The 23,728-nt window shown below is 46.6% G+C and carries 41 protein-coding genes; 5 read left to right on the forward strand and 36 right to left on the reverse strand.

All coding sequences use genetic code 11. The features are described 5' to 3' along the window. Positions 1–16 precede the first annotated feature (16 nt). From ASG38_RS16525 to ASG38_RS16575, 11 genes are all read right to left on the reverse strand, one after another. The gene (locus ASG38_RS16525; RefSeq protein ID WP_056073616.1) at positions 17–283 is read right to left on the reverse strand and encodes a hypothetical protein; all 267 of its coding nucleotides are present in this window, start codon (positions 281–283) and stop codon (positions 17–19) included. 62 nt (positions 284–345) lie between these two features. Beyond that, on the reverse strand, positions 346–735 hold the full coding sequence (locus ASG38_RS16530) for a hypothetical protein (RefSeq protein ID WP_056073618.1): 390 nt from the start codon (positions 733–735) through the stop codon (positions 346–348). After that, positions 735–1,157 carry a phage tail tube protein gene (locus ASG38_RS16535; RefSeq protein WP_056073620.1) on the reverse strand — a complete coding sequence of 141 codons (423 nt, stop codon included), beginning with the start codon at positions 1,155–1,157 and terminating at the stop codon, positions 735–737. Before ASG38_RS16535 ends, ASG38_RS16530 begins: the two co-directional genes overlap by 1 nt. Positions 1,158–1,159: 2 nt before the next feature. Then, complete coding sequence (locus tag ASG38_RS16540) at positions 1,160–1,498, reverse strand: hypothetical protein (RefSeq protein WP_056073622.1); 339 nt, start codon at positions 1,496–1,498, stop codon at positions 1,160–1,162. A 1-nt stretch (position 1,499) separates the two neighbouring features. Then, the gene (locus tag ASG38_RS16545; RefSeq protein WP_157486201.1) at positions 1,500–2,033 is read right to left on the reverse strand and encodes an HK97 gp10 family phage protein; all 534 of its coding nucleotides are present in this window, start codon (positions 2,031–2,033) and stop codon (positions 1,500–1,502) included. Further along, positions 2,026–2,361, reverse strand: coding sequence for a head-tail adaptor protein (locus ASG38_RS16550; RefSeq protein WP_056073627.1), 336 nt, complete (start codon positions 2,359–2,361; stop codon positions 2,026–2,028). Before ASG38_RS16550 ends, ASG38_RS16545 begins: the two co-directional genes overlap by 8 nt. Beyond that, positions 2,352–2,912 carry a head-tail connector protein gene (locus ASG38_RS16555; RefSeq protein WP_056073629.1) on the reverse strand — a complete coding sequence of 187 codons (561 nt, stop codon included), beginning with the start codon at positions 2,910–2,912 and terminating at the stop codon, positions 2,352–2,354. The genes ASG38_RS16550 and ASG38_RS16555 overlap by 10 nt, the downstream gene beginning before the upstream one ends. Positions 2,913–2,916: 4 nt before the next feature. Continuing rightward, entirely contained in the window at positions 2,917–3,126 is a 210-nt protein-coding gene (locus tag ASG38_RS16560; RefSeq protein WP_056073631.1) for a hypothetical protein, read from the reverse strand. 12 nt (positions 3,127–3,138) lie between these two features. Beyond that, a complete protein-coding gene (locus ASG38_RS16565; RefSeq protein ID WP_056073633.1) occupies positions 3,139–4,443 on the reverse strand; it encodes a phage major capsid protein in 1,305 nt (434 codons plus the stop codon). After that, on the reverse strand, positions 4,440–5,099 hold the full coding sequence (locus tag ASG38_RS16570; protein ID WP_056073635.1) for an HK97 family phage prohead protease: 660 nt from the start codon (positions 5,097–5,099) through the stop codon (positions 4,440–4,442). Before ASG38_RS16570 ends, ASG38_RS16565 begins: the two co-directional genes overlap by 4 nt. Beyond that, positions 5,096–6,319, reverse strand: a complete 1,224-nt coding sequence (locus ASG38_RS16575; protein WP_056073636.1) for a phage portal protein — start codon at positions 6,317–6,319, stop codon at positions 5,096–5,098. The genes ASG38_RS16570 and ASG38_RS16575 overlap by 4 nt, the downstream gene beginning before the upstream one ends. Before the next feature lie 122 nt (positions 6,320–6,441). Between ASG38_RS16575 and ASG38_RS18390 the strand changes: the two genes are divergently transcribed. Continuing rightward, the gene (locus tag ASG38_RS18390) at positions 6,442–6,573 is read left to right on the forward strand and encodes a hypothetical protein (RefSeq protein ID WP_255354210.1); all 132 of its coding nucleotides are present in this window, start codon (positions 6,442–6,444) and stop codon (positions 6,571–6,573) included. Here ASG38_RS18390 and ASG38_RS16580 read toward each other — a convergent pair. The 25 genes from ASG38_RS16580 to ASG38_RS16680 form a co-directional block, all read right to left on the reverse strand. Continuing rightward, entirely contained in the window at positions 6,549–7,100 is a 552-nt protein-coding gene (locus ASG38_RS16580) for a hypothetical protein (protein ID WP_056073638.1), read from the reverse strand. The genes ASG38_RS18390 and ASG38_RS16580 overlap by 25 nt on opposite strands. Positions 7,101–7,127: 27 nt before the next feature. After that, positions 7,128–7,304 carry a hypothetical protein gene (locus tag ASG38_RS17785; protein WP_157486202.1) on the reverse strand — a complete coding sequence of 59 codons (177 nt, stop codon included), beginning with the start codon at positions 7,302–7,304 and terminating at the stop codon, positions 7,128–7,130. After that, positions 7,301–7,555 carry a hypothetical protein gene (locus tag ASG38_RS16585; RefSeq protein ID WP_056073640.1) on the reverse strand — a complete coding sequence of 85 codons (255 nt, stop codon included), beginning with the start codon at positions 7,553–7,555 and terminating at the stop codon, positions 7,301–7,303. The genes ASG38_RS17785 and ASG38_RS16585 overlap by 4 nt, the downstream gene beginning before the upstream one ends. Positions 7,556–7,573: 18 nt before the next feature. Continuing rightward, positions 7,574–9,307 (reverse strand): terminase large subunit, encoded by a 1,734-nt coding sequence (locus ASG38_RS16590; RefSeq protein WP_056073642.1) that lies wholly within the window; start codon positions 9,305–9,307, stop codon positions 7,574–7,576. A gap of 23 nt (positions 9,308–9,330) precedes the next feature. Continuing rightward, complete coding sequence (locus tag ASG38_RS16595) at positions 9,331–10,326, reverse strand: phosphoadenosine phosphosulfate reductase family protein (protein ID WP_056073644.1); 996 nt, start codon at positions 10,324–10,326, stop codon at positions 9,331–9,333. A gap of 10 nt (positions 10,327–10,336) precedes the next feature. Further along, the gene (locus ASG38_RS16600; protein ID WP_162239716.1) at positions 10,337–11,209 is read right to left on the reverse strand and encodes a DNA cytosine methyltransferase; all 873 of its coding nucleotides are present in this window, start codon (positions 11,207–11,209) and stop codon (positions 10,337–10,339) included. 125 nt (positions 11,210–11,334) lie between these two features. Next, entirely contained in the window at positions 11,335–12,456 is a 1,122-nt protein-coding gene (locus ASG38_RS16605; protein WP_200937048.1) for a reverse transcriptase/maturase family protein, read from the reverse strand. A gap of 221 nt (positions 12,457–12,677) precedes the next feature. Continuing rightward, positions 12,678–13,058, reverse strand: coding sequence for a hypothetical protein (locus ASG38_RS16610; RefSeq protein WP_056073648.1), 381 nt, complete (start codon positions 13,056–13,058; stop codon positions 12,678–12,680). Continuing rightward, on the reverse strand, positions 13,055–13,450 hold the full coding sequence (locus tag ASG38_RS16615) for a hypothetical protein (RefSeq protein WP_056073650.1): 396 nt from the start codon (positions 13,448–13,450) through the stop codon (positions 13,055–13,057). Before ASG38_RS16615 ends, ASG38_RS16610 begins: the two co-directional genes overlap by 4 nt. Positions 13,451–13,460: 10 nt before the next feature. Next, on the reverse strand, positions 13,461–13,946 hold the full coding sequence (locus tag ASG38_RS16620; protein ID WP_056073652.1) for a hypothetical protein: 486 nt from the start codon (positions 13,944–13,946) through the stop codon (positions 13,461–13,463). Positions 13,947–13,964: 18 nt separating this feature from the next. Continuing rightward, positions 13,965–14,444, reverse strand: coding sequence for a P27 family phage terminase small subunit (locus ASG38_RS16625; protein ID WP_056073654.1), 480 nt, complete (start codon positions 14,442–14,444; stop codon positions 13,965–13,967). Between the two features lie 76 nt (positions 14,445–14,520). Beyond that, positions 14,521–14,838 carry an HNH endonuclease gene (locus ASG38_RS17525; RefSeq protein WP_082482252.1) on the reverse strand — a complete coding sequence of 106 codons (318 nt, stop codon included), beginning with the start codon at positions 14,836–14,838 and terminating at the stop codon, positions 14,521–14,523. Then, positions 14,838–16,367 carry a replicative DNA helicase gene (dnaB, locus tag ASG38_RS16630; protein WP_056073656.1) on the reverse strand — a complete coding sequence of 510 codons (1,530 nt, stop codon included), beginning with the start codon at positions 16,365–16,367 and terminating at the stop codon, positions 14,838–14,840. Before dnaB ends, ASG38_RS17525 begins: the two co-directional genes overlap by 1 nt. Further along, positions 16,367–17,041, reverse strand: coding sequence for a helix-turn-helix domain-containing protein (locus tag ASG38_RS16635; RefSeq protein WP_056073657.1), 675 nt, complete (start codon positions 17,039–17,041; stop codon positions 16,367–16,369). Before ASG38_RS16635 ends, dnaB begins: the two co-directional genes overlap by 1 nt. Next, entirely contained in the window at positions 17,041–17,469 is a 429-nt protein-coding gene (locus ASG38_RS16640) for a hypothetical protein (protein WP_056073659.1), read from the reverse strand. Before ASG38_RS16640 ends, ASG38_RS16635 begins: the two co-directional genes overlap by 1 nt. Then, the gene (locus ASG38_RS16645; protein ID WP_056073661.1) at positions 17,459–18,328 is read right to left on the reverse strand and encodes an HNH endonuclease signature motif containing protein; all 870 of its coding nucleotides are present in this window, start codon (positions 18,326–18,328) and stop codon (positions 17,459–17,461) included. The genes ASG38_RS16640 and ASG38_RS16645 overlap by 11 nt, the downstream gene beginning before the upstream one ends. Beyond that, positions 18,321–18,836: a YfbR-like 5'-deoxynucleotidase gene (locus ASG38_RS16650; protein ID WP_056073662.1), complete on the reverse strand. Its 516-nt coding sequence runs from the start codon at positions 18,834–18,836 to the stop codon at positions 18,321–18,323. Before ASG38_RS16650 ends, ASG38_RS16645 begins: the two co-directional genes overlap by 8 nt. A gap of 11 nt (positions 18,837–18,847) precedes the next feature. Beyond that, the gene (locus ASG38_RS16655; RefSeq protein ID WP_157486203.1) at positions 18,848–19,180 is read right to left on the reverse strand and encodes a hypothetical protein; all 333 of its coding nucleotides are present in this window, start codon (positions 19,178–19,180) and stop codon (positions 18,848–18,850) included. A 5-nt stretch (positions 19,181–19,185) separates the two neighbouring features. Further along, positions 19,186–19,500, reverse strand: coding sequence for a hypothetical protein (locus ASG38_RS16660; protein WP_157486204.1), 315 nt, complete (start codon positions 19,498–19,500; stop codon positions 19,186–19,188). After that, positions 19,500–19,742 (reverse strand): LapA family protein, encoded by a 243-nt coding sequence (locus ASG38_RS17790; RefSeq protein WP_157486205.1) that lies wholly within the window; start codon positions 19,740–19,742, stop codon positions 19,500–19,502. Before ASG38_RS17790 ends, ASG38_RS16660 begins: the two co-directional genes overlap by 1 nt. A gap of 12 nt (positions 19,743–19,754) precedes the next feature. Continuing rightward, positions 19,755–19,967: a hypothetical protein gene (locus ASG38_RS16665; protein WP_056073668.1), complete on the reverse strand. Its 213-nt coding sequence runs from the start codon at positions 19,965–19,967 to the stop codon at positions 19,755–19,757. Further along, positions 19,960–20,277 carry a hypothetical protein gene (locus ASG38_RS16670; RefSeq protein WP_056073671.1) on the reverse strand — a complete coding sequence of 106 codons (318 nt, stop codon included), beginning with the start codon at positions 20,275–20,277 and terminating at the stop codon, positions 19,960–19,962. Before ASG38_RS16670 ends, ASG38_RS16665 begins: the two co-directional genes overlap by 8 nt. An 18-nt stretch (positions 20,278–20,295) precedes the next feature. After that, positions 20,296–20,781, reverse strand: a complete 486-nt coding sequence (locus ASG38_RS16675; RefSeq protein ID WP_056073673.1) for a DNA N-6-adenine-methyltransferase — start codon at positions 20,779–20,781, stop codon at positions 20,296–20,298. A 12-nt stretch (positions 20,782–20,793) separates the two neighbouring features. Then, positions 20,794–20,955, reverse strand: coding sequence for a hypothetical protein (locus tag ASG38_RS17795; protein WP_157486206.1), 162 nt, complete (start codon positions 20,953–20,955; stop codon positions 20,794–20,796). Between the two features lies 1 nt (position 20,956). Beyond that, positions 20,957–21,247, reverse strand: coding sequence for a hypothetical protein (locus tag ASG38_RS16680; protein ID WP_157486207.1), 291 nt, complete (start codon positions 21,245–21,247; stop codon positions 20,957–20,959). 144 nt (positions 21,248–21,391) lie between these two features. Here ASG38_RS16680 and ASG38_RS16685 point away from each other — a divergent pair, with 144 nt between their 5' ends. From ASG38_RS16685 to ASG38_RS16700, 4 genes are all read left to right on the forward strand, one after another. Then, positions 21,392–22,051, forward strand: a complete 660-nt coding sequence (locus ASG38_RS16685; RefSeq protein ID WP_056073677.1) for a S24 family peptidase — start codon at positions 21,392–21,394, stop codon at positions 22,049–22,051. Positions 22,052–22,119: 68 nt separating this feature from the next. Continuing rightward, positions 22,120–22,464, forward strand: coding sequence for a hypothetical protein (locus ASG38_RS16690; protein ID WP_056073680.1), 345 nt, complete (start codon positions 22,120–22,122; stop codon positions 22,462–22,464). Then, a complete protein-coding gene (locus tag ASG38_RS16695; RefSeq protein WP_056073682.1) occupies positions 22,461–22,994 on the forward strand; it encodes a hypothetical protein in 534 nt (177 codons plus the stop codon). Before ASG38_RS16690 ends, ASG38_RS16695 begins: the two co-directional genes overlap by 4 nt. A 245-nt stretch (positions 22,995–23,239) precedes the next feature. After that, entirely contained in the window at positions 23,240–23,644 is a 405-nt protein-coding gene (locus ASG38_RS16700) for a DUF5367 domain-containing protein (protein WP_056073781.1), read from the forward strand. Positions 23,645–23,728: the final 84 nt, after the last annotated feature.

Below are 23,728 nucleotides of genomic sequence, written 5' to 3' on the forward strand. Positions count from 1 at the left end.
AATAAAAAAAGCCACATCATAATGTGGCTTTTCCCTTATCAATCTTTTCCCAGAATTCCTTCTGTTTCTGTACGGCTTCCTCCTCCTTCACAAGGTCGATCTCTGTCTCGTCCTTCTCCCAGGGGAACTGCAGCACGTCCTGGGGCGTGGCGTTCTTCTTTTTCATGTACGGTGAGGAGAAGCTGAACATCATCATCCTTGTGGTTTCCCACTGCAGGCGGTAGTCCTCCAGCCTCCTTCTCTGTATTCCCTGGGCGGCGTTGGCAAATTCCCTGGGCGTCATCCCGTAAAGGTCAAGAATACCGATACCGAGTTCGGCAGAAAGCCGCTCAAGATCGTCCCAGTCTAGTTCGGCAGATCCGGCTTCGCCCTCACCGCTTTTTTCTTTCCCAACCCCCCTTCATTACTGTCGGATTTAGGTAATGATTCCATAAAATGAGCTACAATTGTCGAAATAAGGCTCGGATCCTTTAGCAACTCATCCCCAAAATCATCACCATCGAAAGCATTAATTTCTTCCAGGCTACCATTTGCATAAACCGCAGACCTCGCAAGGTCAATAAACATCTCCATATCATTCAATGTTATATCACCTCCTGTACCGACAGAAGAAAACTTTACGATGATATCTGTCAGTCCCGGAACCCCCCAAGTCTCGGCCAGGTGCCGGAAGCACCCGTACCCGAACTTAAGGAAGTAGGTCCTGTTCCCGATTTTTATCTCCAGCCTCTTCATTACGAAACGATGCCTTTAGTCAGGTTGCCGTTACCCTTGAAGGAGAAGTCCCCTGAAACCGAGTTTCCGACCTCTGCCGTTATATTGCAGCTCTCCACGTACACCTTGCCGCTGAGTACAAAATCCCCAGCGGTATCCGTAGTGAACTCGATGTCAATCTCCGTACCCGCTAGCTGCAGGGAAAGGATATCCATAAAGTCGCTCTGGGTCGTGGACGATGCCGGCTTGTCCGCGACAAGGGCATTGGTCGTGATGGACCATTCGTAATTGGACGGTGTCGAAACCGTTCCGTCCGTATCTTTGGTGGCGATCCCCTCGAGGGTCGTTGTCACCGAAACCGCGCAGCTTGTTGCGTGGTATAGCGTCTTCCCCTCAAAGCGGAAACGCACATTTTTTCCTTTGTAGATCTGACCTGCTGCCATCTTTACTGTGTTTTAAGATTAATAGTTCCTATAAATGAGTAGTCCTCCTCCGCCACGTCGACGGAAGAATCGGTCCACCCGTATTTGTCTTCCAATAGCGGCCTGAGCATGTCGCAGAAGCCCGCGCACTCGTCGTAGGCGTTCGGCCCGAAATAGGCGCTCAGGGTGATCTCGTAGCTGTCGGAATCCTTCGAGCCCGGAAATGCCCTCACCCCGTATATAGCAAACGGGAACGGCGTGTCACTGTCGGAGACCAGGGGAAAAAGCCTGGTACCCATCACGGCCGTAAATTCCGGGAGCGATGTGAGGTATTCGAATAGTTCTATTCCTGTCTGCTTCATGTCACCTGCTTAATGCGTCAATCCTTCTCTGTATGTACCTGGCCACCTTCTTTTCGGATTCGGCCGTTACCTGCCCCCTTGTCTGTTCGAAGGCCCGTTTCATGTAGAAGCTTCCCTCTACCCTTTTCCGTGCGCCGGAAACGTTCCTGGCGGCACCTGCCTTCCTGGACCTCTTGAAGCCCTTACGGTAGACGTTGTGGCCCGCTTCCACCATGTGGCCGTACCAGCCGTCGTTGGTTCCCCTTACGCGGGGGCCTACATATACCGTGGGATTTTCGGCGGACTTTCCTTTCCTTCCGGTAATCGTGCCTATGGACTTCTTGAGGTTTCCGGGACTGATAATCCTTTTCCTTGCCGTATGCCTTCTGGACGATACGGGTGCGGCGGCCTTTGCGGCACGCACGGTAGCCCCTGCGGTGCTGCGTAGCAGGCCGAGTATCTCCCGGCGCTTGCCCCTGTCCTCCGACAGCTCCTGTATCTTCCTTACCAGTTCCGGGAAGCCTTCCACGTCCAGGCCGAACATTGCATTACTCATAAACCGTAACGTTTAGCCTCATGTGGCGTTTCCTTCCCAGTTCCTCAACATGGACGATCCTGTACCTGGTGTCCCGATCGATAAGGACATAGTCCTTGCCGTTCCTTCGCACGTCAGAATTCCAGCGCATGACGTAGGCGAGGTCCGCACCGTGCATCACCTTTCCTTCAAGTTCCTCGCCGCCACGTCCTTCCTCCAGCGCCGCCCAGCTCCGGCAGACAAGCTCGTCCTCCGTCTTCTGGGCACCGGTATCGCTCTGCGTCTTTACCGTCTTCTTGATATCCACAAGGCGGTCCATCTTTCCTATGTAGGGATTCGCTACTGCCATTTCCTGTACTGCCTCATAAGTGATGCGCTGGCCGAATTGTATCCTATCTCCCCGCGGTCCTCACGCCTCTCGTAGGAGTCGCCTACCATCAGGTGGATTGCCTGTTTAATGGGCTTGGGACAGTCGGAAGCTGAAAATCCCCTTTTTATCGTTACCTTAACGGCATCATCCCTTACGGAAAGTGCCGGAAGCGGATCCCTAAATTTGAGTTCCTGTGCTTCAAGACCGTGCTTTCTGAGAGAATAGGATTCCTCCGAAAGAGTTTCCATCGAATCGTCGCCATCAGGATAGTACTCCACCTTTTCCACCGTATCGTTGAGCGATGCCGCAAAGATTACGGACTCGAATCCAGGAATGACTATGACAAGTCTCTGGCTTCCCACAGCCTTTCCGATGTATCCTTCCGCATTGGCCTGTGCCGACCCGATATAGGTCTCTATAAGGTCGTCCTCTTCCGTAAAATCCGCATCTACCTTCAGGTGCTTCTTGGCCTGTGCCAGTGTCACCACAAGGTTGTCCGGATCCTGTATCGTCTCGATGCTTGTTATCATGTTCCTATCTTTTTTCCGAACCTGCCGCAGCCTTGTCTGCAGCGTTCTCAGGCGTTTCCGCCTTTACCTTCCCGGCCTTGTTTTCTGCCGGCTCGGCATAGCCGCTCTCGATGAGCTCGTCTGCCTGCTTGGCCTCAAATTCCGCCACGTCCCCGATATTGTACCCCAGGCCGTAAAGGCCTGTGGGTGACAGTATGAACCTTACCTTTTTCATGGTCCGTATGGTTTAGGCTGTGATCCAGTCCTTAACGACAGAGAATGCCTTCGGATGGCGCAGCATCATGTCCAGGAACGTATTTGCCGTGATTTCCACGTAGCCTTCCTTCTTTCTCGACTTGTCATCGATTGACAGGTCAAGGAATGCCCACTGCCCGATGATAAGCTGGCTGAAATCCCCGAAGATACCAGCCGAAAGTCCCGTTCCCGTCCCTTTTGTAAGGTTGGAAGGTACAAGGTTGCTGGTTTCCACGTTATAGCCGTTAACCGTTCCGTCAACGCCCATAATGTAGTTCAGGTCGCCTGCCTGGTGTTTGGTCACTTTCAGTTTCCCTCTTGTAACAGGGTTGATTAGGTAGCCCATTCTTGCAGAGTTGGCGTTGGCAACAAAGACCTTCGTTTCCATGTCAACGATCTGTGCCCATGTAGGCGCAAGCCCGTTGGTATCTCCTGCAATAGTATTAATCCCCGAAGTATTCAGGATACCCAGCGGCTGGTCGTTGGACCCGCTGCCGTTGATACCGGCAATGTCAATCGCGTTTGCGATTGCGGCACGGATTTCCTCGATTGTGAACATTTCCAGGTCGATTGCAGACTGGGCAAGGTTCTGCAATGAGATCAGCGTGCTTACGGCAAGCCTTTTCGGACTCATCGTTTTCGATCCGTAGGCATTTTTGGTATTGCCCACGGCGTCTACCTCGCCCTCCCATGTTGCGGTGATGCCTCCGTCATTGGTAGGAAACTTAAGGTTGCCCTGAAGGCCCGTAAGGAACCTGGCACCCAGTTTTTCGAGTACCGGGCTTGGACGGAGGAATTCGATAGGCGACTGAAGTTCCGTAGGCACCAGGTTGGCACCGTAGGCTCCCGAATCCTGGGTCACGGTCTGCCCGTCCGCCCTTCTCTCCGGCATCGGGATTGCAACACCCGAAATGCTCACTCCGGCCTCTGCTGCCCTTTTTGAGGTTTCCTGGTGGATCTCAAGCTCGACACCGTCAAGTTTTCCGTTAGGCATCTGGGAGCGGATTGCCTTGTGCAGCGAATAGCGCTTTTTCATTTCATCATGTTCCCTTTTCTCCCCGTTTCCAAGATCGGTTACCGATGGTGCGCCTCCGGCCATAGATCGGATGTTTTCCTCAAATGCCTCGGCATCCCTGATCTTTTCGTTCAGGGCATCGATCTGGCCCTGCAGGTTTCTGAATTCTACCGACTCTTCTGCCGTAAAATCCCTTGTCTCCTTTTCCGCAAGCTCGTGCATGCGTTTTTGGGCATTAATTAGTTCTGCCCTCTGCTTGATTAATTCGGCGGATTTTTTCATCTCTGTAAGTTTTCGTTAATAATTATCTGGGCTTCGCGTAGCGATACCGTCTTTTCATCTCCGGGATCATCCGTCCTGGTCTCAATATCTTTTGCCATTTCCGTAAGGAATGCCTCATGTGATCTTTTTGCCACCGTCGTGTCGGTATAGGCAGGATAGGTTACCGGAGAAACATCGTATAGCCTTTCCAGCTTCACGATCTGCCTCAGGTCCATTTCCCCCTCCACCTGTGTCCATTTGGTCTCCTTGGGCCTGAAGGCGAAGGACGACTGCGTAACGTCCCCCTGCTCGATTGCGTCCTGAAGGTCGCGGGCGAACTGCCTGTCCGGGGTGGTATACCTGTAAAGCAGCCCCTTACCGTCCAGTACAAGTTCCAGGGTTCCCTTTCCCTTGTTTGAACGGGCAAGTATAAAATTTGGATCATGGTTGAAAAGGCAGCGCACGTCATCGTCAAGCACCTCGTCGAATGCTCCCGGAAGGATCTCTTCCCTGTACCAGTCGGCAATAACTGTCGGTGAATTGAAAAGTGCCGCGTAGCCCTCCACCACATTCAGCTCCTGCTCATCCGCCCTCTTTTCTACCCGGAATTCGGATCCGGCAAAATAGCGGCGCTCGGCACCCTCGTAGGCCCTTATATAGTCTTTTTCCTTGCTCATTGTTCTAGCTGTTTTAGGTTTGCGTCAATCTGTTCCATCGTAAGCGTATTTGCAGGCGTAAGCGGGTCGTCAAGTCCCGGAAGCGAATTGAGCTCTTCCAGGGAGCGTACCTCGTTCCTTGTGGCCCATCCGAAATTGATAGCCTTTGCGTAGTAGTTTGCACGGCTGTTCGAATCGGCACGCAGAAGCACGTTCATGTTGCCCTTGATAAAGTATCCCTGCTGCTTTTCCGATTCCGTATATAGCTTCTTGGCAAACTCCTGCTCGAAGTTTGTCACGTGCGGAAGCATGGTATCTGTCGAGTAGTCGATGGTCTGCTGCTCTATGTTATTGTTGGTGGATGCCTGCATCGACTTGATCTTGTGCAGGGCTATGTTGAACCAGCGTGCGATATCCTCAACACCGAAGCGCGCCATTTCGATAATCTGCGCTTCCTGAGGGGTAATTGTGATCGGCTTGAATTTTAGGCCGTCATCCAGCACCACGACCCTGTCGGGTCCTGCCGCCTGCATGGCGTTCTTCCATCCCTCGATTATCTTGCCCTTGCCTTCTGTTACGGCCTTTTCGGTTTCCACAACCCCGGTACGTACCCCCTTGTTGGCAATGGACGTTGCGGAAAACTCCTGCACCTCGAGTGCCATTCCCATCTGGATGGCCGCATAGGATATCACCGAAATACCGACAATACCGTTAAGTGAGAAGCCCTTGAAGTGTAGCACCTCGTCAGCCAATAACCGTGTGCCATCCTTGATGATATACACGAGCTTTCCGTCGGCATTCCTGATATCGGCAACATCGTCCCAGGGAATGTACTTGAGTTTCTGGTTTCCGGACCTTTCGGTCTTTATCCTGAAAAGGGCATTCCCCCTGAGAAGCACCGAAACGGTAGCAAGCTTTTTGAACACGAAGGCGGTCATGTAGCCGTCGGAACCGTCAGGTTCTGAAGAAAGGAGCCTGTCAACCGGATGGGTGTAAAGCCTTTCCCTTCCCTCAACGGTCTTTTTATATGCACCGTAGGGAATGATCGCGTTTGAGTTGGATATCTGGTCAACGGCATTATAGACAGCCGAAAGCCTCAAGGCATTCTTGTAGTTGACATTCTTTCCCTTGATTCCGGTTCCGAAAAACCCGAAGAAGTCGTTCATGACGGATTTTCCCGAATTGGAAGAAGCCCTCTTTTCGGAAAACATGTCACTGAATGCCCTGTCTAAAATATTCATACCGCGTAGATTATGCGGTAAAAGTAGAGGCGTATATTTACAAAAAAAGGTACAATTTGTACCTTTTTTAAAATCTTTATGTAATTTTCATATATTTATACCTGAAACAAAAAAATATAGGTATGTATCAGGACGATAAGGATAACAATAACCAGTCCCAGGGCTCGGGAGGTTCGCAGCAGAATAATCCTGACAGGGATACCGGACGCTACGAGGAAAGGTCAGAAAATCAATCCGGAAGTGTTAGGAAATAAAAGCCTATCGCGTAAAGGATTATAATTAACAGGCTGGAAAGCATGATTTTCACTGCAAGCTTCAAAAGACGGGACTTTCTCCTGTTGTTTTCCCTATTTATGTTTATCCCCCTGTTCATGCTGGATATCTTGTTCATCAGGTGCCTTTGCATGTCCGTATCGGCGGATATGAAAATATCCTTCTGGGCCATGATATCCGGAACAAAACCTTTGGAATAGGATAAGGAAGGATATATGATCCGGTAAAGCAACAACAGGGATATTCCCATTGCCAGGACCAGTATTGCCGATACCTGGAAAAAGAGCGGTTCTGTCCTGATTTTAGTAACGTCAGATGTCCAGTAGCCTATAAGTGTTACCGAAACCGCCACCAGAAGGTTAAACAGGTGGCCTGCCTTTTCATTAATTATCCTTTCCGTTTCTACCTGCGTATCAATTGCCAGGATCGCATCGTCGTGTATTTCCCTTAATGAATCGGTACCGAGCCGGTTCAGCACTTCCCAGTTTTCTTCTGTCAGTTTCTCCATAATTTCTGTTTTTCAAATTTAAATTTTTTATTGTTTTCTAAATAGCGCTTTAAGCAAATAAATTCCGATGGCAATCTCTACGACTAGCAGAAACCACACCAGTATTATCCTTGCCAAATTATCGCTTACTACCTTCAGGTCTAGCAGAAAAGTAGTCATAAACGCAACAGCAAAAGTCAATATAATTATAATCAGTCCTTTCATAGGTTCTTTTTTTGTTTATGGTAATTGAGTGCCCTGCGGAAACTGTTCCAGTCATTGTACTTGTAATCCCCAAACAACCCGAAATACTGGTCATTAACCGAATTGAATGCCTCCACATTTGTCCTGGATTCCTTAAGCATGTTCCAGTAGGCCTGTATGAATCCCGAAACGCTAGCGAGCTGCCTCATCAGCTCCATTTCCTGTTGCTGTTCCTGCACTTTCCTGGACAGCATGATTTCCTGTTGTGTCATTATTGTTGGCGGTATTGGTTAGCATTCAAAATTTACGTCCGGATTGTCATATACGCTCCTGTTTCCGGTTTCAGGAGGGGTAAGCGAGCCGGCAAGGGCATTTATCGAGGCGACAATCCCGTCTATCCTCCTGCCCAGCCTCTGGCTGTTGCCCTTGTGCACCTTAATGTTATCGTTGGCATCCGAGTAGGTGATGCACCCGGCAAGCATCCAGGAAAGTACCGGATTCCCGTCATGTTTTATCTTTCCCTCGTAAACAAGCTTTTCGAACTGTTTCGTAGGGAAGGATATGCTGCCTATCGCCTGGCTGAAATAGGAAATATCGATTCCCTGGTCCAGCAGCTTTACGGCAAGCTGCGATGCGTTCCACTGGTCGGCCTCAATCCTGTTTACCCTGTGGCCGTGGTAGGTCTCCCGGATCTTGTCCTCGATATGGTCATAATCAATCACGTTTCCGGGTGTGGCTACCATATGGCCCTGGTCTGCCCAGAACCTGTAGGGAACCCTGTCCTCCTTGCTCCTGAAATCTATCGTGTCCTTCGGGCAGAAGAAATACGGCTTCAGGTACCTGTCCCCCTGATCGTCTGGTTCGGAAAGCAGCACGTAAGCCGAAATATCCGTAGTTGATGAAAGGTCGAGCCCACCGAAACATCCGAATTTCTCAAACACGCCCATCGGAATTTCCTTAACCTTATTGCGCATCCATACCTCGTTGGGTATCCAGACCTTCGGGGCATCCACCCACATGTTCAGGTTCTTGGTCTTGAAGTTCGGTATCTTGGAAGGCTGGTTTACGGCCTTGGTATATTCCTTGATAATTCCTTCTATATCCAAGCCCTGCCCGAGTAAAGGATTTGCCTTTCCCCAAACGTCCTGGTTTTCCCAGCCGTTTTCAGTTTCCAGGTCCTCGGCATCAAGGTCGTGTATCATGATCCAGAGGTGGTTGTCGATATTCCTCCCTTCAAGTACCTCTATTACCGAATCCTCGTAGCGCTTGCATGCGCTCTGCACGTTAACCCCGGCAGTCGTTATATGGTAGAGTATCGGCTGTAGCCTCTGTACCGAGGAACTCTCGAGGTTTTCCTTTACGGTATCGTCCTTATGGGCATGGTACTCGTCGATTATGGAAAGGTGCGCGTTGATCCCGTCCTGTGTCTTGGAATCGCCTCCCAGGGGCATCATTTTCGAATTCGTACGCCTGAATCCGATCTTTTTCTGCTGGACGTAGAAGCCCATCTTCTGCAGAGCCGGGTTGGCAAGCGGCGACTCGATAAACATCTTGGCCTGCTCCCAGCAGAGCCTTGCCTGCTCTTCTTTTGTCGCACCGACATATGCCTCCGCTTCCATCTCAAGGTCGAAACTCATGCAGTATAGTGAAAGCCCGGCCATTTCGGCCGTCTTTCCGTTCTTTTTGGCCCTCTTGTCATAGACGGTATTGATTCTCCTTACGCCCCTCCTGTCCTCAATCCATCCGAAAACGTTATACAGGGTGAACTGCTGGAAAGGCGCCAATTCGAAAGGCTTTCCGGCCATCTTCCCCTTGGTATGGTTCAGAAACCTCGGGAAGAAATCAATGATATGCATTCCCTTGGCATGGTCCAGGCTGAAACCTTCCGATTCGGCATCCTCAATCCAGGAATAGAACCTGTCCACTGCCTGGCGTATCCTTTTCCCGACGGTAATACGGCCGTTTCGCACGTCATCTGCGTAACGGAAAGGGACTGATTCGAGCATTTCGGGTGTAGGTATCATTTAATTAAATATTTATAGGCTTTTTATTCGCAAATTGAATAGACCGATTTACAGGCATTCAGTTCAATATCTTCCTCAAACATATCAAGAGACGCATTCTTATCCATCAGGTATTCGATTACATCATCAATAGTTGCAATTTTCTTTTGTGACTTCGGGTCGAATCCTCTCCTGTACTTCTTAGGGACATAATCGGGTTTGAAAAAAGTCCGTCCGGTATAGTATTCACAATCCCTAATTTTCTGAACGGCGTCAGGATGGTTTTTTATGATAAGCCATATTTCGTTTTTTGTCGCCATAACGCAAGGGAAACAACCAACCCTTGAAAACCCAAGAAAATACAAAGGGTTAATCTTAAAACCCCTGTTTAGTGAATAGTAAATCACTTCGTCGGCAGTCGCTCGGAAAAACGGTCGTATAACATCATGCAAATACTTTTCATTAAAAGCAAACACGTCTTTTTTTCTGTAGGTGTGGAACTTAGGGTCTTCTTTACCTTTAGCGAGCCTTGATTTTGCTTTTTCCAGTTTTTCTTTTTGGGAATGTGACAATATTCCTTTTTCGTTCAATACTTTTTCCAGCTTTTCCTGTATCATGGAATTTGTCTGGTACGGCTCAAAATAGTATTTGAAATAGGTACATTGTTCTTCCATATGTGAGCGGCTTTCCGATTCGTCGGCCCGTATACCCTGGATTATTAGACAGTGCTCGTTTAATGACAGGATATAATCAATCATTGGCTCCACTTTCAGTATGACGGTACATTTTCTCCTTCTGCTTGATGATGCGCCCCTCTTTATTGTAAGGTCAACAAACCCGTCATATTTTTTTGAAACAAGATTTACAAGTTCAACCCCAAGACTATCGCATAAATATTTGATATGGTTGTAGGTAATCTCATGCTCCCACTTGGTATCGCAGAATACTGCCGTTACTTTCTTTGCGCCGTATTTCTCACATGCCCAAATCAATGTTGCCTGGCTGTCCTTTCCTCCTGATAAAGGGACTAGTACTTTCATTACTTTCTGATTAATTGGATATTCTATCTAATAGTGTTTTAAATGCTATCGCGGCAGTCTGCGAAACTACTCCGTTGCCATACTGGCGAAGAAGCTCTGTCTTAAAGTTGTACCCATTAACTGTGCAACCCACGCCGGGTTCAACTGTTCTCGGTTCTTCCCATTCGAACTGTTTTTTCCCTCTTCCAGCAGGCCATTTATAGCCATTTTTACAAGACTGTCCTGATTCTGGTTTTTGCTCGCTTTCAATATATCCGATGCGTTTGGAGTCGGAAAATTTTTTACCTGTTCTTCCAGTCTTGATTTTTCCATTTTTGGATTTGTAATCGAGCCTTTTGCCGTTGAAGATCTTGGAGTCCCCCATACAAGCGAGGATAAACAGTCTTTTTCTTTTGTGTGGAGCGCCTGCTTCTTCCGCACTGAATATTCCCGCCTCAACATTGTAGCCCATTTTCTGTAGGCTGTCCAGAACATAGGGGAAAGTTCCTGATAGGTGTCCCTCGACATTCTCAAAGAAGCACCAAACAGGTCTAACTGCACCGATGATGCGTTCAATATGCGGGAAAAGGAATCGTTCGTCATTCCAAAGCTGCCTTTTCCCTGCATAGGATTCTCCCTGGCAGGGATATCCTCCAATGATGCCGTGTACCTTTCCGCGAAATGGGTTTCCGTCGAAGGTCTTAACATCCGTCCAAACAGGTGCCGGATCCACCAGATCCGCTTCCATCGCAGATACCAGGTTGAAGCACTGGAAGGCTTCGATCTCCACATAAGCGACCGGTCTAATTGGGATAATTTTAGAAACTCCCCTTTCGAGACCCCCGTATCCGTAGCAAATTGATATGATACGTTGTTCATCTGTATATTTTTCGGTACTATCCACATTAGCTGAATTCGAAATGTTCGTCCTTTTCAATTATCGTCGTCGTAAAAGGGAATTTGTCCGCCGGTATCATCCGTAATGTCTGGGCAAGAACCCTGGATCCGGTAAATACAACATGCATTTCGTTACCGAGCTGTATCTGCAGGTGGAGGCATTCGCCCTTTCCCGAGAACTTCGACTCCTGTATCCTGTATTTCAGTACCCTGATCTCCCTGTTCAGTATCTTCGATATCTTTATTTTTGCCCCGGCAAAGCTTTCTATTACCGGTTTTATTCCCAAGTCTTTGAAATTGATCTCCATCCAATAGTTTTTTAAGAAGGTTTTTACCGTTGCAGTGGCTTATCCAGCCGTAATATGACGCTATGGACTGCGGGTTTGGGTTCCTTGCTAGCATCCTTGCGAAATTCTTCTTTATCGACTTCCTGAGCCTGGTATGCGTATGGTACGACACATATCCCAGAAAATCTATACCCCTTGATGCCACGGGAAATACCTGGTAGTTTCCCTTGACCTCAAGTTTAAGTTCTTCCGACAGGTAGGACCTAATTTCGGACAGCAGCCTGTGCAGTTCCTCCTTGGAATCGCATAGCACCACGATATCGTCCGCATACCTGAAATAGTGCCTTACCTTTTTCTCCTCCTTGATCCAGTGGTCGAAGAAGGTCAGGTAATAATTGGCTAGGTACTGGCTCAGGTAGTTGCCAATCGGCAGTCCAGGTGCGCTGTCGATTATCCCGTCCAGCAGTTCCAGCAGCCTCCTGTCCTTTAGCTTCCTTCTTAGCAGCTGTTTGAGGCATCCATGGTCTACAGAAGGGTAGAATTTTCGGATATCCAGCTTCAGGCAGTACCTGGTTCCGGCCGTATCCCGGAGGGACTTCTTAAGCATGGACAGTGCCGAATGTATTCCCCTGCCCTTTATGCAGCTGTAGGTATCCCTTGTAAAGACTCCTGTGAATATCGGCTCAAGGACGTTCATTATGGCATGGTGCACTATGCGGTCCGGATAGTACGGAAGCCTGTAGACTTCCCTTTCCTTTGGCTCATACACCTTGAAAACGTCATATTCCGAAGTCCTGAAGGTACCCGCAAGCAGCATTTTTCGAAGCTCTTGGATATTCGATTCCCTGTTCTGGTCATGGATCCTTATCCCGTACCCGTTCTTTTTGCCTTTCCTGGCCTTTTGGTCCGCAAGCTCGAGGTTTTCGATGCTTGATACCCTTTCAAATAGGTTTCCTGTTCTTTTCATAGCCTTTGCATTTTGCGGCCGTTTTCTTTACGTTTGACGAATACTGGCAGCCGTTTTGCTCCTGTTATTTTTTGCCATGCTGGCAGGGCCTGCGGTGCGGAATTGTATTTCTGCATAGATGGGCGCTGACGTTCGAGTTCGTGTTCCAGTTATCGTAGTCGTTGTACGCAAACCTGGCACCTGAAGGGAACCGCGACAGCAGCACCGCACGGCCTGTTGTATTATCCTTCGATTTTTCTTTCGTAAACCTTCATTTTTTTGTAGTCCTCATGGAAAAGTTCCGCGATATGGTCGCACGCATCCTCAGATTCTGAAACAAGGCGGGCGCCGACGCACGAGCGCGCGTTCCAGAGATCGAAGCCGTGGAACGCAAACCCGGCACCCGAAGGGTCAGACATGTCATGTAATGCATTATATTTATACTGTCCATAATTTGTATAGTCCGGATTAAATTCCGGATTGACTGCATCATGGGCCACGCAAAGGTTTATGAATGCCCTTGCGGCTTCGATGTGCTGTTCCGGCACGCCTTCGATCCTGACTTTGGACGGGTCGAAGTTTTGGGAAGCGAACGCTTCCTCGGTTGTTGCAAACTTTCTCATGCTTCCTCGTTTAAAAATCCCAATTCCCTTTTGTAAACCATGAACGACTTGAAAAGATCAATGTTTTCATTGAAAAATTTCTTTACGGTTTCTCTCTGCTTGAAAGAAAGGCGGGCGCTGACGTACGAGAGCGCGTACCAGCAATCGTAGACGTTGAACGCAAACCCGGCACCCGAAGGGTCTCCCATTTCGGCAAATGCGCTGAATTTTGGCTGGCTGTAGTCGGTATAGTCCAGGATTCCGTCCCCGTCGGCATGGTCAGCGCCGACAAATAGTTTTGCGACTGCAATGACTGCAGCCTGGTGCCTTTCTGGTATACCGCTTACGGAAACCTTTCCGGCATCAAGTCCTTCCCTTTTGAAGGCTTCTTCGATTGATACGATTTTTGACATAGTTTAAAATTTAGAGTGTTCGTGATTCTTTGTATTCCGGAAGGAATTTCTCTACCGCATCCTTGAGGTTTTCAAGCGATTCCGGACCGATGAAAACAAGGCGGGCGCCGACGACCGAGGCCGAGTACCAGCGAACGTAGTCGTAGTACGCAAACCCGGCACCCGAAGGGTCCGGCATATTGAAAATCGGGTACCGCTTAGGAGTTCCGTCTCTCCAGTCTGCAATCTTTCCTTCGTTATAGGCCGCTACGATAAGCTCCTCTTTTCTATTACCTATCTCGTGCGGACGAAGGCCTTCGCACCATTTGGCGAATGATTCCTGAGTATGCCCATGGTATTCAAGAACGTCATCGAATGACTGGAGACGCTCCCTGATGTTTTTCGCAAAGACATTCTTTCCGAATAGGTTCTCAAGCACCGGCCTGAACTTTGGCGGTGCCGATTCGTAGGCCTTCACAGCATTGGAAGCCTCGATCTGTAGGATTGTGTTTTTCATTTTATGCTTATTTATGGATTATTTTGCCTTTAGGAACTCCTCGAAAAGGTCGAACTGTCCGGATTCTACTGCTCCCGAAAGCTCCTTTTCCGATTTCGGGTCGAGCCCGAACTGCTTGAAACATTTCAGGAGCATCTCTGCAGCATTGTTCCTGAGTACCAGTTCCGTGGATATGTTGGTCGCACCGGTCTTGTAGGTCTGGATATACCCTTCCCCGTAGGCCATGCTGTTTTTTTTATTGATGGCCCTGGTTGCGAATTCATACTGCGCCATGGCCTCGGCATAGATCTCAAGCGCGTTAAGGAAAATATCCTTGAGCCTTTCCTTTGAAGCTAGCATCTTGCCCATTGCCTTGAAATGCTTTTTGGCAGGGCTCGACAGGTATGCCGGCGGATTCGGAACCTGTAGGAGCGTATCCTTGCCCTTTCCGATGTGTACGATGTTTTTGGTTTCAATTCCCATAGTCATTTTTTTTAATTCCTTCTTTTCCTTTGCCATACCCCCCTCCCTTTTTTAATCCTGAGTAAAATTCCGACTAGGCAGCGATGTACGCCGTTGCGCCCTTCGGGAGATTTTACCCCATACCCCCTCTGCCGGACCTCTCGCGTGCAGATTTCGAATCGTGGCACCTTTTGCACAGCGGTTGCAGGTTCTTATCGTCAAGCTCTGCCCCTCCCCTTGATATCGGTATGATGTGGTCGGCAACCGTTGCCTGCCTTACCTCACCGTTCCTCTCGCACTCCGCGCACAGCGGGTTCGCATCAAGGAATCTCTTCCTCAGGTTCCTCCACGTTCGGGAGTTGTAGAACCTGCTGTTGTCTACCGCCCTCTGCTCGAACGGCTTGCGCTCGGGTATCCAGCTTCTCCTGATACGTTTCGGTCCCTGTGCCATCAGAAGGGAGGATTGTTGTCTGACTGGTCCTGTATGCTCCAGTTATCGAAAGCCTGCGAGGGTTCAATCTTTGGTAACGGCACCTGGCTGACTACGTCGTTTGCGGCAGCGTAACCATTGGCAGGCTCTTCCTCATGCCTGTCCATGAACTTGGTCTTGTTCTCGTCGAACGAGAGTCCAAGTGTACCTACACCGCCGTGCCTGTACTTAGCAATGATGAACTCGGTATTGCAGTCGTGGTCAATCACCTCATGGTCGGGCTCAAGCCCGTAGTATCCGGGACGGAAAAGGAAGCACACGGCATCCGCATCCTGTTCGATATCTCCCGACTCCTTCAGGTGGTGCAGTGCCGGCCTTTTGGTAGCGGTCTTCTCCACCTCCCTTGACAGCTGGGCAAGCCCGATGACAGTAATCTCCAGTTCCTTGGCTATCGACTTCAGCCCCCTGGATATCTTCCCTACCCTCACCCTGTCATCCTCATTGCCTTCCGCACCGGCAAGCTGTATGTAATCTACTACCAGGAGTTTAATTCCCTGCTTTCTTTTCAGAAGGCGGGCCTTTCGCTTTATCTCCCCGATGGTAAGCGAGGGCCTGTCATCGATGTAGATCGGAAGGTTGCGCATCTCGTTTACCTTCCTGAGCAGCCCGGAGAAATACTCCTGCTTCTCAAAACCGGATTTGGTAAGCTGGTTCATGTGGAAGGCGCTCTCAACGGCAACGCTGCGAGTGACGAGCTGTTCGGTACTCATCTCAAGGGATACGAAACCTACAGGAGAGCCCGACTTGGCGGCCTCTACCGTTGTCCTGATAACGAACGCTGTCTTACCCATACCCGGACGTGCGCCAATCACGATGAAATCCGTAGGCTGCCAGCCCCCGAAATGCTTGTTCAGCTTTGCAAATCCGGTCTCCACACCGGTAAGAGTGGTGGTCGCGTCGGTAAGCATCTTCACCCTGTCCACTACCCTGTCCAGGGCATCGGAAAAGCTCATCTCCGTACGTCCCCTGGCAATGATCTCATTGATTGCGGTAGATTCCGTATCCATCATGTCAAGCAGGCTGAACACGTCGGTATCCGCATCGTATGCAAACTGTATCGCCTCGCTGCAGATGGAGATTACCTTGCGTTTCATGTAGGCCTGCAGCACTATCCTCGCATGGAATTCGATATGCGCCGAGGATGCAACAGACTGCGTCAGCTGGATCAGGTAATGGTCCCCTCCTGCTACGGAATGGTTTCCGTCGATTTTAAGCTGGTTTGAAACTGTCAGGATATCTATGGGGCTCGAAGCGTCAGAAAGTCTTTTAATCGCCTTAAAAATTGCCTTGTGGGCATCCTTGTAGAACACTTCCTCGGACGTGAATACCTGGAACAGCTCGTCGGCTGCCTTCCTTTCGATCAGGAGCGCGCCAAGTACGGCCATCTCAAGTTCTACTGCCTGAGGCGGCAGCTTGCCCTTTTCGAGCTGTATGGCACGGATTTCTGCTTTATGTACCTGTCCGGCGGTATGTTTCGGGTTGTGGTGCATCAGTCTAGTTTTCTCCTCGATGGGTGGTTTGTATTCATTTCCTGCACATTCTGCGCTTTGCTGGCTTCGCCCTTGGAATTGTTTTCGAGATAGTTTAGGGCGAACCTGGTTAGCCTTGCCCCGATCTTTCTCGAGGTGAACTCGATTTCCTCCTCGATGATCTTGCAGTCGAAAATCTCGCAAAATTTTACCCATTCCGGATCGGTGAATTTCTTGCGGAATCTCATCAGGAAATTCTCCCATTCCGAAGGTGAATTTTTTTCAAAAAAGGCGAGAGCATTTTCCTCTCTATTAATTGTATTATTAATTGTATTATTCATCCTATATATTGATTTGCGCTTTTCCGCAAGAGCTATTGCGTTTTTCGTCAATACCTTTTGCGCTTTTCCGCAAGACCTCTTGACATTTTCCGCAAGAGTAATTTTCCTTTTATTACCTTCCGATTTTATGATTTCCATATCGATATAACCTCCGTTTTGGAGCTGTGAAATCCATCTTGAAATCGTAAATATGCTTACCCCGTATAATTCTGCGAAATAGGCATTTTCTGCCCAGCAGTAGCCGTCTTTATTGCATAGGGCCGTTATCTCACCATACAGAAGCTTTGCTGCCGGAATTAGTGCAGAATCGTACCGGACGTTTGCCGGGATTATGGCATAGTAGCTTGGCTCCATTATTTCGCAGTAAGGAATTTAAACTTCAATGTCTCAACATTCACGATACTGTTGCTCAGGTCCTGCATGGCCTTTGCCTGCTTAATGACTTCTTCTGTAGGATTAACAGACAGCTTGTCAAACATATCCTCAAGCTTCTGCGAAATCCTTGAGGCGCGCTCGTTAGACGAAACTATTTCTGCCCTGATGGACGGAAGCACCGGTTCGGCCTGATAGGCCTTTTCAGCAGGCAGCGTTTCCTTTTTGGCTTCAAGGAAGACAATCTCCAGAAGGAAATCATCAAGCTCGTGCTCATAAAAGGCAAATGTCCTCTTGTCGGTATAAATCAGGGCCTTCTGGTCCTTTTCCTTACAGTCCGTTACTGCAAACTCCTTTTCTTTAAACTTGAACCTGGCGCCGTAAAACTGGCTTATCTTCTCACTTATCATTTAACTGTCTTTTTAGGATTAAACTTTTTCTTTTTAGCTCTATCACTTCGGGGATTTCCCTTAGCGCCTTTTCTATTATTTCCGGTTCCTTGGTAGCTAAGAGTCTCTTTGCAATACAGCTGTCCTTTAGGGAATTATTCAGGAGGTTTTCCCTTCTGGTAACAAGTCTTAGGTTGCCTATATCTAAATTCATAAAATTGCCGTCCACAAATTCCACGATCATGCCCTCGGGAATTGGACCGTGGTGGCTTTCATAAACAATACGGTGCTTGAACTCGAAATTATCCGTACTGTCATCGGCATCCCTAACCTTCACCTCGATATAGCCGTCCTTTGAAATGCGCTCATAGCCTATAGGCTTGTAATTTTTGGGCACGTTGCCCTTGGCAAACCTTGTCCTTTTGGTCTTTTCCATTGACTCCGGGGACATGTACTCGGACTGTTTCCTGCCCCTGTTCCAGCCCGTCTTCCCGTCACCCGTCCTGAACCGGCTTTTTTCACCGGCTTTTGCAAGAGCCATGTTTGTTTTTTCCTGGAGCTTTTCCATATATTCGGCAGACCTGCTAACTCCCAAAACCAAAGCCCTTCCATAGACGGCCGAGCTACTCCTTTCAAGCACGAACATTATATGCTCGATTTCCTGATCGGGATATAGAAGCCTTATGATACTGTCGTCCCACTCACTCCATGGTACCTTACCATGGAAACCGGTCTCTTTTCTAAGAGCCAAGGCGGTTGCCTTTGATTTAACAGAACCAACGGGCCTGCCTAGTTTTTTCGCAATCTTTGAAGTTTCTGTTTTAGGATACTCCTTCCTGAGAAGCTCCAGTTCCTGATCGGTCCAATTCCTCTTACCCATTGCTTCTGGTCTTGATTTTACATGAATGGAACGCCTCAAGGAACATGCTTTTCGCAACCTGCGGCGACCACGAATGCATTGGAAGCAGACCCATGACAAGGCCGTTCCATTCAATCTGGAACATATACCTGTCGACTTCCTTGACTTCTTCAGGCAAAGGCCAGGACAGGCCGAATTTGTTTACAATCGCCTTCATTAGGTTTTCCTCAATCTTCCTGTAGTCAGGCATCATCTTTTTGAAAGGTGACGGCATATCCCCTATATAGGCCTCGGAAGCGTCATGCAGTAGGGCTGCGAGCTTATTTTCAGGGGAAGCATTCATGAATGCAAAATAGGAATGCTGAGCCACGCTGTAGAACCTTTCGAGCTGCCCTGCAAATCTTGGCGCATAGGCGAGCCCGTGTGCTATATCCTCGATATCGATAGAATCGGGATCCAGTATAGCAAGGTCGAACACCTTTCCGGTGTATGTCCTTATTGAATTGTTAGTGTAGTTGAGCTTTTCCATAATGCTGTATTTTAGGCCTTAGCATTGAAAATAAGATTTTGGAAATGAGCAGACATCCTGGAACAGTCCAGCTTCGAAAAGAACGAGTTCGGTTTTGAGCTCCATTCCGCCTGGACGGTAATGTGTTTTTTTTCAGGCATCTTGCAGTCCCTCTCCTGGATAACCTTTTTTACCTTCCAGGTACTGATGCTGTTTTCGGAATACTGTCCGACCATTATGTCTCCCGGTTTCAGGTCTACCCCTGAATACATCTCGACGATATCGTTCACCTTCCTTTTCATCGGGTTGGTTTCCCATATCAGGAAATCGACGTCCTTTGTGTTTTGAAATACGTTCATAGTCATATCGTTTATTGTTTGAAATACTTAAGATACTTTATCAGTTCGGTGGGAACCCTGTAGACCGTTACCAGGAAAATTCCCTGGAACAGGTATACGTGCTCGCCGTAGATCCTGATATTGTCGACGGCCCTGTTCCTCAGGTGCAGCCTGTCTATAAACCTTTTAAGAGCGCCCTTCGTCTGCTTGTGGCGGATGCCGTCGGCAAACGCCTTCCTTGCAAGCCTTCCGAATGACCTGCCGTTTAGGCCGAGGCGTTCCCTAGCCCTTTTGTAAGCATGGTCAGAGATGCATACTATCGGCCCTCCGTGCGATTCCAGGGACATTACTCGCAGTTCCTTCCCGCCCCGTCGTGGAGCATCCCGCAGGTACAGCATTCCCAGGGAAAATCCGGGTGCCTGTCCGTATAGGTGGAATTCCCGTGCCCGCATACCTTCCTGAGCTGCTGCTTCGCTTCTTCCTGCTCGGCCTGTGCCCATCGGACGATCACGAACACGAATCCGCAGACGAACCCGAATGCGAAGGCCAGCACTATTACGGCATACCTCCAAAAATCAATATTTTCCATATCCTAAAAATTTTAAATTATCTTTCCGCAGATCCCGCACTGCTCGATCATGTCGAACATCGGCATCGGGTGGCATAGCCCATCGGAACAATTCCAGACATGTTCGTTTTCCTTTCCGTACAGCTGCACGGGTTCGGAAACCACGATAGCCTTGCCGTCATACTCCGCGTGCAGGCCGTGCCTTTCGGCTATGCGCCCTATTTCCTTTCTTGCATCCTCATTCATAAAACCCAAGCCTTCTTATCGCTGACGTCATTATCATGCGGCATTTCTTCCCTTTGGTTTCCTGGTAGTACTCGTCCTCCTTCAGGTGCTGTTTTACCCAGGTACCGAGACCGGTTGCTGTCTTTACCGGCAGCAGCCCGGTTTTCAGCACGTCCGAAAAGGAGAGCGCCCGTCGCTTCATCATGCGCCTGCGGAAGTCGATGAGCTTGAACTCCGCAGTCATGCCGATCTCATCGGCACGCACGATTACCAGCCCTTCGGCCCTGAGGCGCTCCATAAATTCGTATATGTCGATTAACTGTGACTGCATTGTATTGTAATTTTGTTATTATTTTTTAACTGGATAAAATAACTTACCCAATCCATTTTCCTCAGCTTTCTTCAATGCGTTTACCGCTTTTTCGCTAATTGCAAACAGCGTAGTTCCGTTAGCAGGGTTATCACCTTTCGTCCCATCAGGCCTTATGAATTTTATTCTGTGATTGGTAAAAAGCAGCGCATCACAATTATTGGCAAAATATTGCCACCATTCAGACGAGGTACTGTCGGGCATTAATCCGATTCCTTTACCGTGTTTTACAAATTTTACAATCCATCCCATCTTATCCTTAGTAGAGCACCACGGCGGATTCATCCAAACAAATCCGAACCAGTCCTTCTCCAAACTGTTGCTCGTTATTATATCACCACATGGTACATCGGTTTTTTGTACCGGGCTTGCCACGTCCAAATCAAATTCTATCTCCAAGGCATCAAAAACGTATTTCGGAGTATACCATTCGTCAGACTTGCCTTTTGCCTCATGTATTGCCATGGCTCAATAATTTTAATCCTCTTTTTTACTTGAGGTTCCTATCTCGATAATAACTAATAGCACAAGAATGGCTAGGAAGCCTAGGGATTTCCAGTACTCTCCCCTTGCGCCGTACCAGGCGAATGCGGCAAGGAGCATGATGTCGAATGCGTGCCTGAAGAATGATTTTTTCATGTTACTGCTGTTTTAGTTTTTCCAGCTGGTCGGCCAGCCCCTGGGTGAGCTTCCCGAGCACGGCCTCCAGCCTTTCGTTAATATTGTTGTCCCTGAGCCTTCCGAGCCAGAACTGCTGCAGGTGGTCTATGTTTTCCAGGGACGCGAAGAACGGGTCGGTCTCGATGACCTTGGATACGAACCTCTTGCGCATCGTAAGACCGTATATCTTGAACTTGTTGAGCAGTTCCACGGACTTAGCCATGGATTCCATGTATTCGTCGAACGGCTCTATGGTTATTGTTTTTTTCATATCTTTGAAAGTTGTCATGCCATGTTTGGTATGTCATTTGATAATATCAGTATCATAGTTAGACAAGACAAATATAATACTAATTAATATACGTGTATACTATTTTTATAAATATTTTTTATAAAATAATATAACTAATTGAATATGAAAGATTTAACAAGAGAAGAAAAACTAGTATCAATACTACAATTCGTACACGAATTCAATATCACAGCTTATGAAATTTCAAAAAATACCGACTTAACTGCTGCAGGTATAAGCAGAATAATTAATGGAAAAATAAAAAACCCATTAAACAGTACAGTAAACACTATATACGATTTCATTCAAACAAAATATATTCAGGAGAAAAATCAAAATATTAATGATAGAGGATTACTTGTTTCAAAATCTAAAAACGTTCCTTTCTATAATATTGAGTTTTCAGGTAGCCAGGTTAAAAGCTTAGAAGAACTAGAAGATTATGTAAGTTTTTATGTTGATTACGAACCACTAAACGATTGCACAGCATTTGTACCATACTATGGAGAGTCAATGCTGCCAAAATATAAATCTGGCGATGCGTTAGGAGTAAAACAGATTAAAAATTTTGACGCACTTTTGTGGGGTGAAAGTCATCTGGTAATAACAAACGATAATGCTAACAATATTAAAACTGTAAAAAACGTACATCAGCATAAAGATTTTGATAAGGTTATACTCCGCGCAATCAATCCAGATTATGCAGGTGATACTGTAATTGAAAAAACAGATATCCTCTCGATGTTTTTGGTTAAAGGAAAAGTAGAACTTAACCAATTATAATCATTTTAAATTAAGCTATTTAGGCAATATATTAATACGAATTCGGTTATTAAATAAATCCCCCTCGTATGAACAGCTTGCTTAAATTTTTTACTGGAACCACCTCCGGCCAGTTTACCTTGCTTTCTTATTCCGGCGAAAGCATGCTACCAAAGTACAAAACAGGCGATATCCTGAAACTAATTCAAATAAATAACCATAATGTAATTTTATGGGGAGAATCTTATTTGATTGTCACTGGTTTTTCTCCTGCTAGTTTTTACGATATAAGGAACATTTTTCCCCATCCGGATGAAGATATGATAATATTAAGATCTGCAAATAGAGAATTATTTGATGATATTGTAATTAATAAGTCAGAAATATTATATTTGTTTATTGTTAAAGGAAAATTAGAAATCAATAACTTATGAAAAAAATATTCATATTATTCTCTTTACTTGCTTTTAATTTATGCTATTCTCAAGCAATAGAATATTATTATCCTAATGGTAAATTTATTGATAAAGGTATAAGCGTTAATAATCTGGTGAAAAAATATTTTCCAGATGTAAACTTATTCCATAACCCCTCACTAGAAGGGAGTACAGATGCTCACGCTAATAAGGAAGGAGTTTATTCTGTTTATTATAAAATTCTTTCAAATAAGCCATTATTTGTTTTAGCATATAATAAACATACACAAAAACAAATTGATGATGCAATCGCAGCATTTGATCTTGAAAATTATTATAAAAATTGGAGGTTTGATTACGATATAAAGAATTCAGTAAGAGAAAAAAAACTTACAGATATAAATCTATATGAGGCTCTTGGAAAACCTGACAATATCAACACAACATCTAATGGTAATTTAACAATTACTACAATGTCTTATAAATACCCTGATGTTGTATTTGTGTTAAAAAACGGGATAGTTACAAGCTATAGTCTAAACCAATAAAATTTAAATATTTACACCTAATCGAAACATAATCGAAATTTGTAAATCAAAATTTTAAAATAATAATCTGTATATCAATTAATTGAAAATAATGCAATTACGCCTTCTAAGCAGGCGGTCGAAGGTTCGAATCCTTCTGCGTTCACAAAAAAGCAACTTCAAAAGAGTTGCTTTTTTTGTTTTTATCCCTTCTGATAAGTAACTTTGTGTTTGAAAAAACTTACAATATAAAATTGAAATTTGGAATGAAAACACACAAAGTAAATTACAAGCTAATTAGTTTTATTGTTGGATTTTTGGTGTGGTTATCGGCCACCGTATTATTTAGAGTTGCAGGACACTATTTTTTTATTGTCGACAACGCATTAGTAATGGCAGTTTTATATGTCATTCTGATACCAGCTTTAGGCTTCATTTCAACTTCAGTCTTTAATAAACTAAACTTAAACAATCTTGAAAGTATAAAATCTGCAGCCATTATGGTTTTACCCGGTATGCTATTGGATACGGTATGCATACAGTTTTTTGGAAATTTATTTCCTAATATGCCTGAAACCTATAGTAAGACTTTTGCTTCATGGTTAATGTTTGCCTACTCTATCGTTTTAATTTTTGGGCTGTTGAGAAAAAAACAGAAAAATGGAAATTGATTATAATAAAACTAAAGAAATTAAATAGGAATCATAGCTATAATTGGCTCAATTATTTTAAATCCTGTAACCGAGAATTAAAAT

The organism is Flavobacterium sp. Leaf359, assembly GCF_001423985.1.
Classification (GTDB): domain Bacteria; phylum Bacteroidota; class Bacteroidia; order Flavobacteriales; family Flavobacteriaceae; genus Flavobacterium; species Flavobacterium lindanitolerans.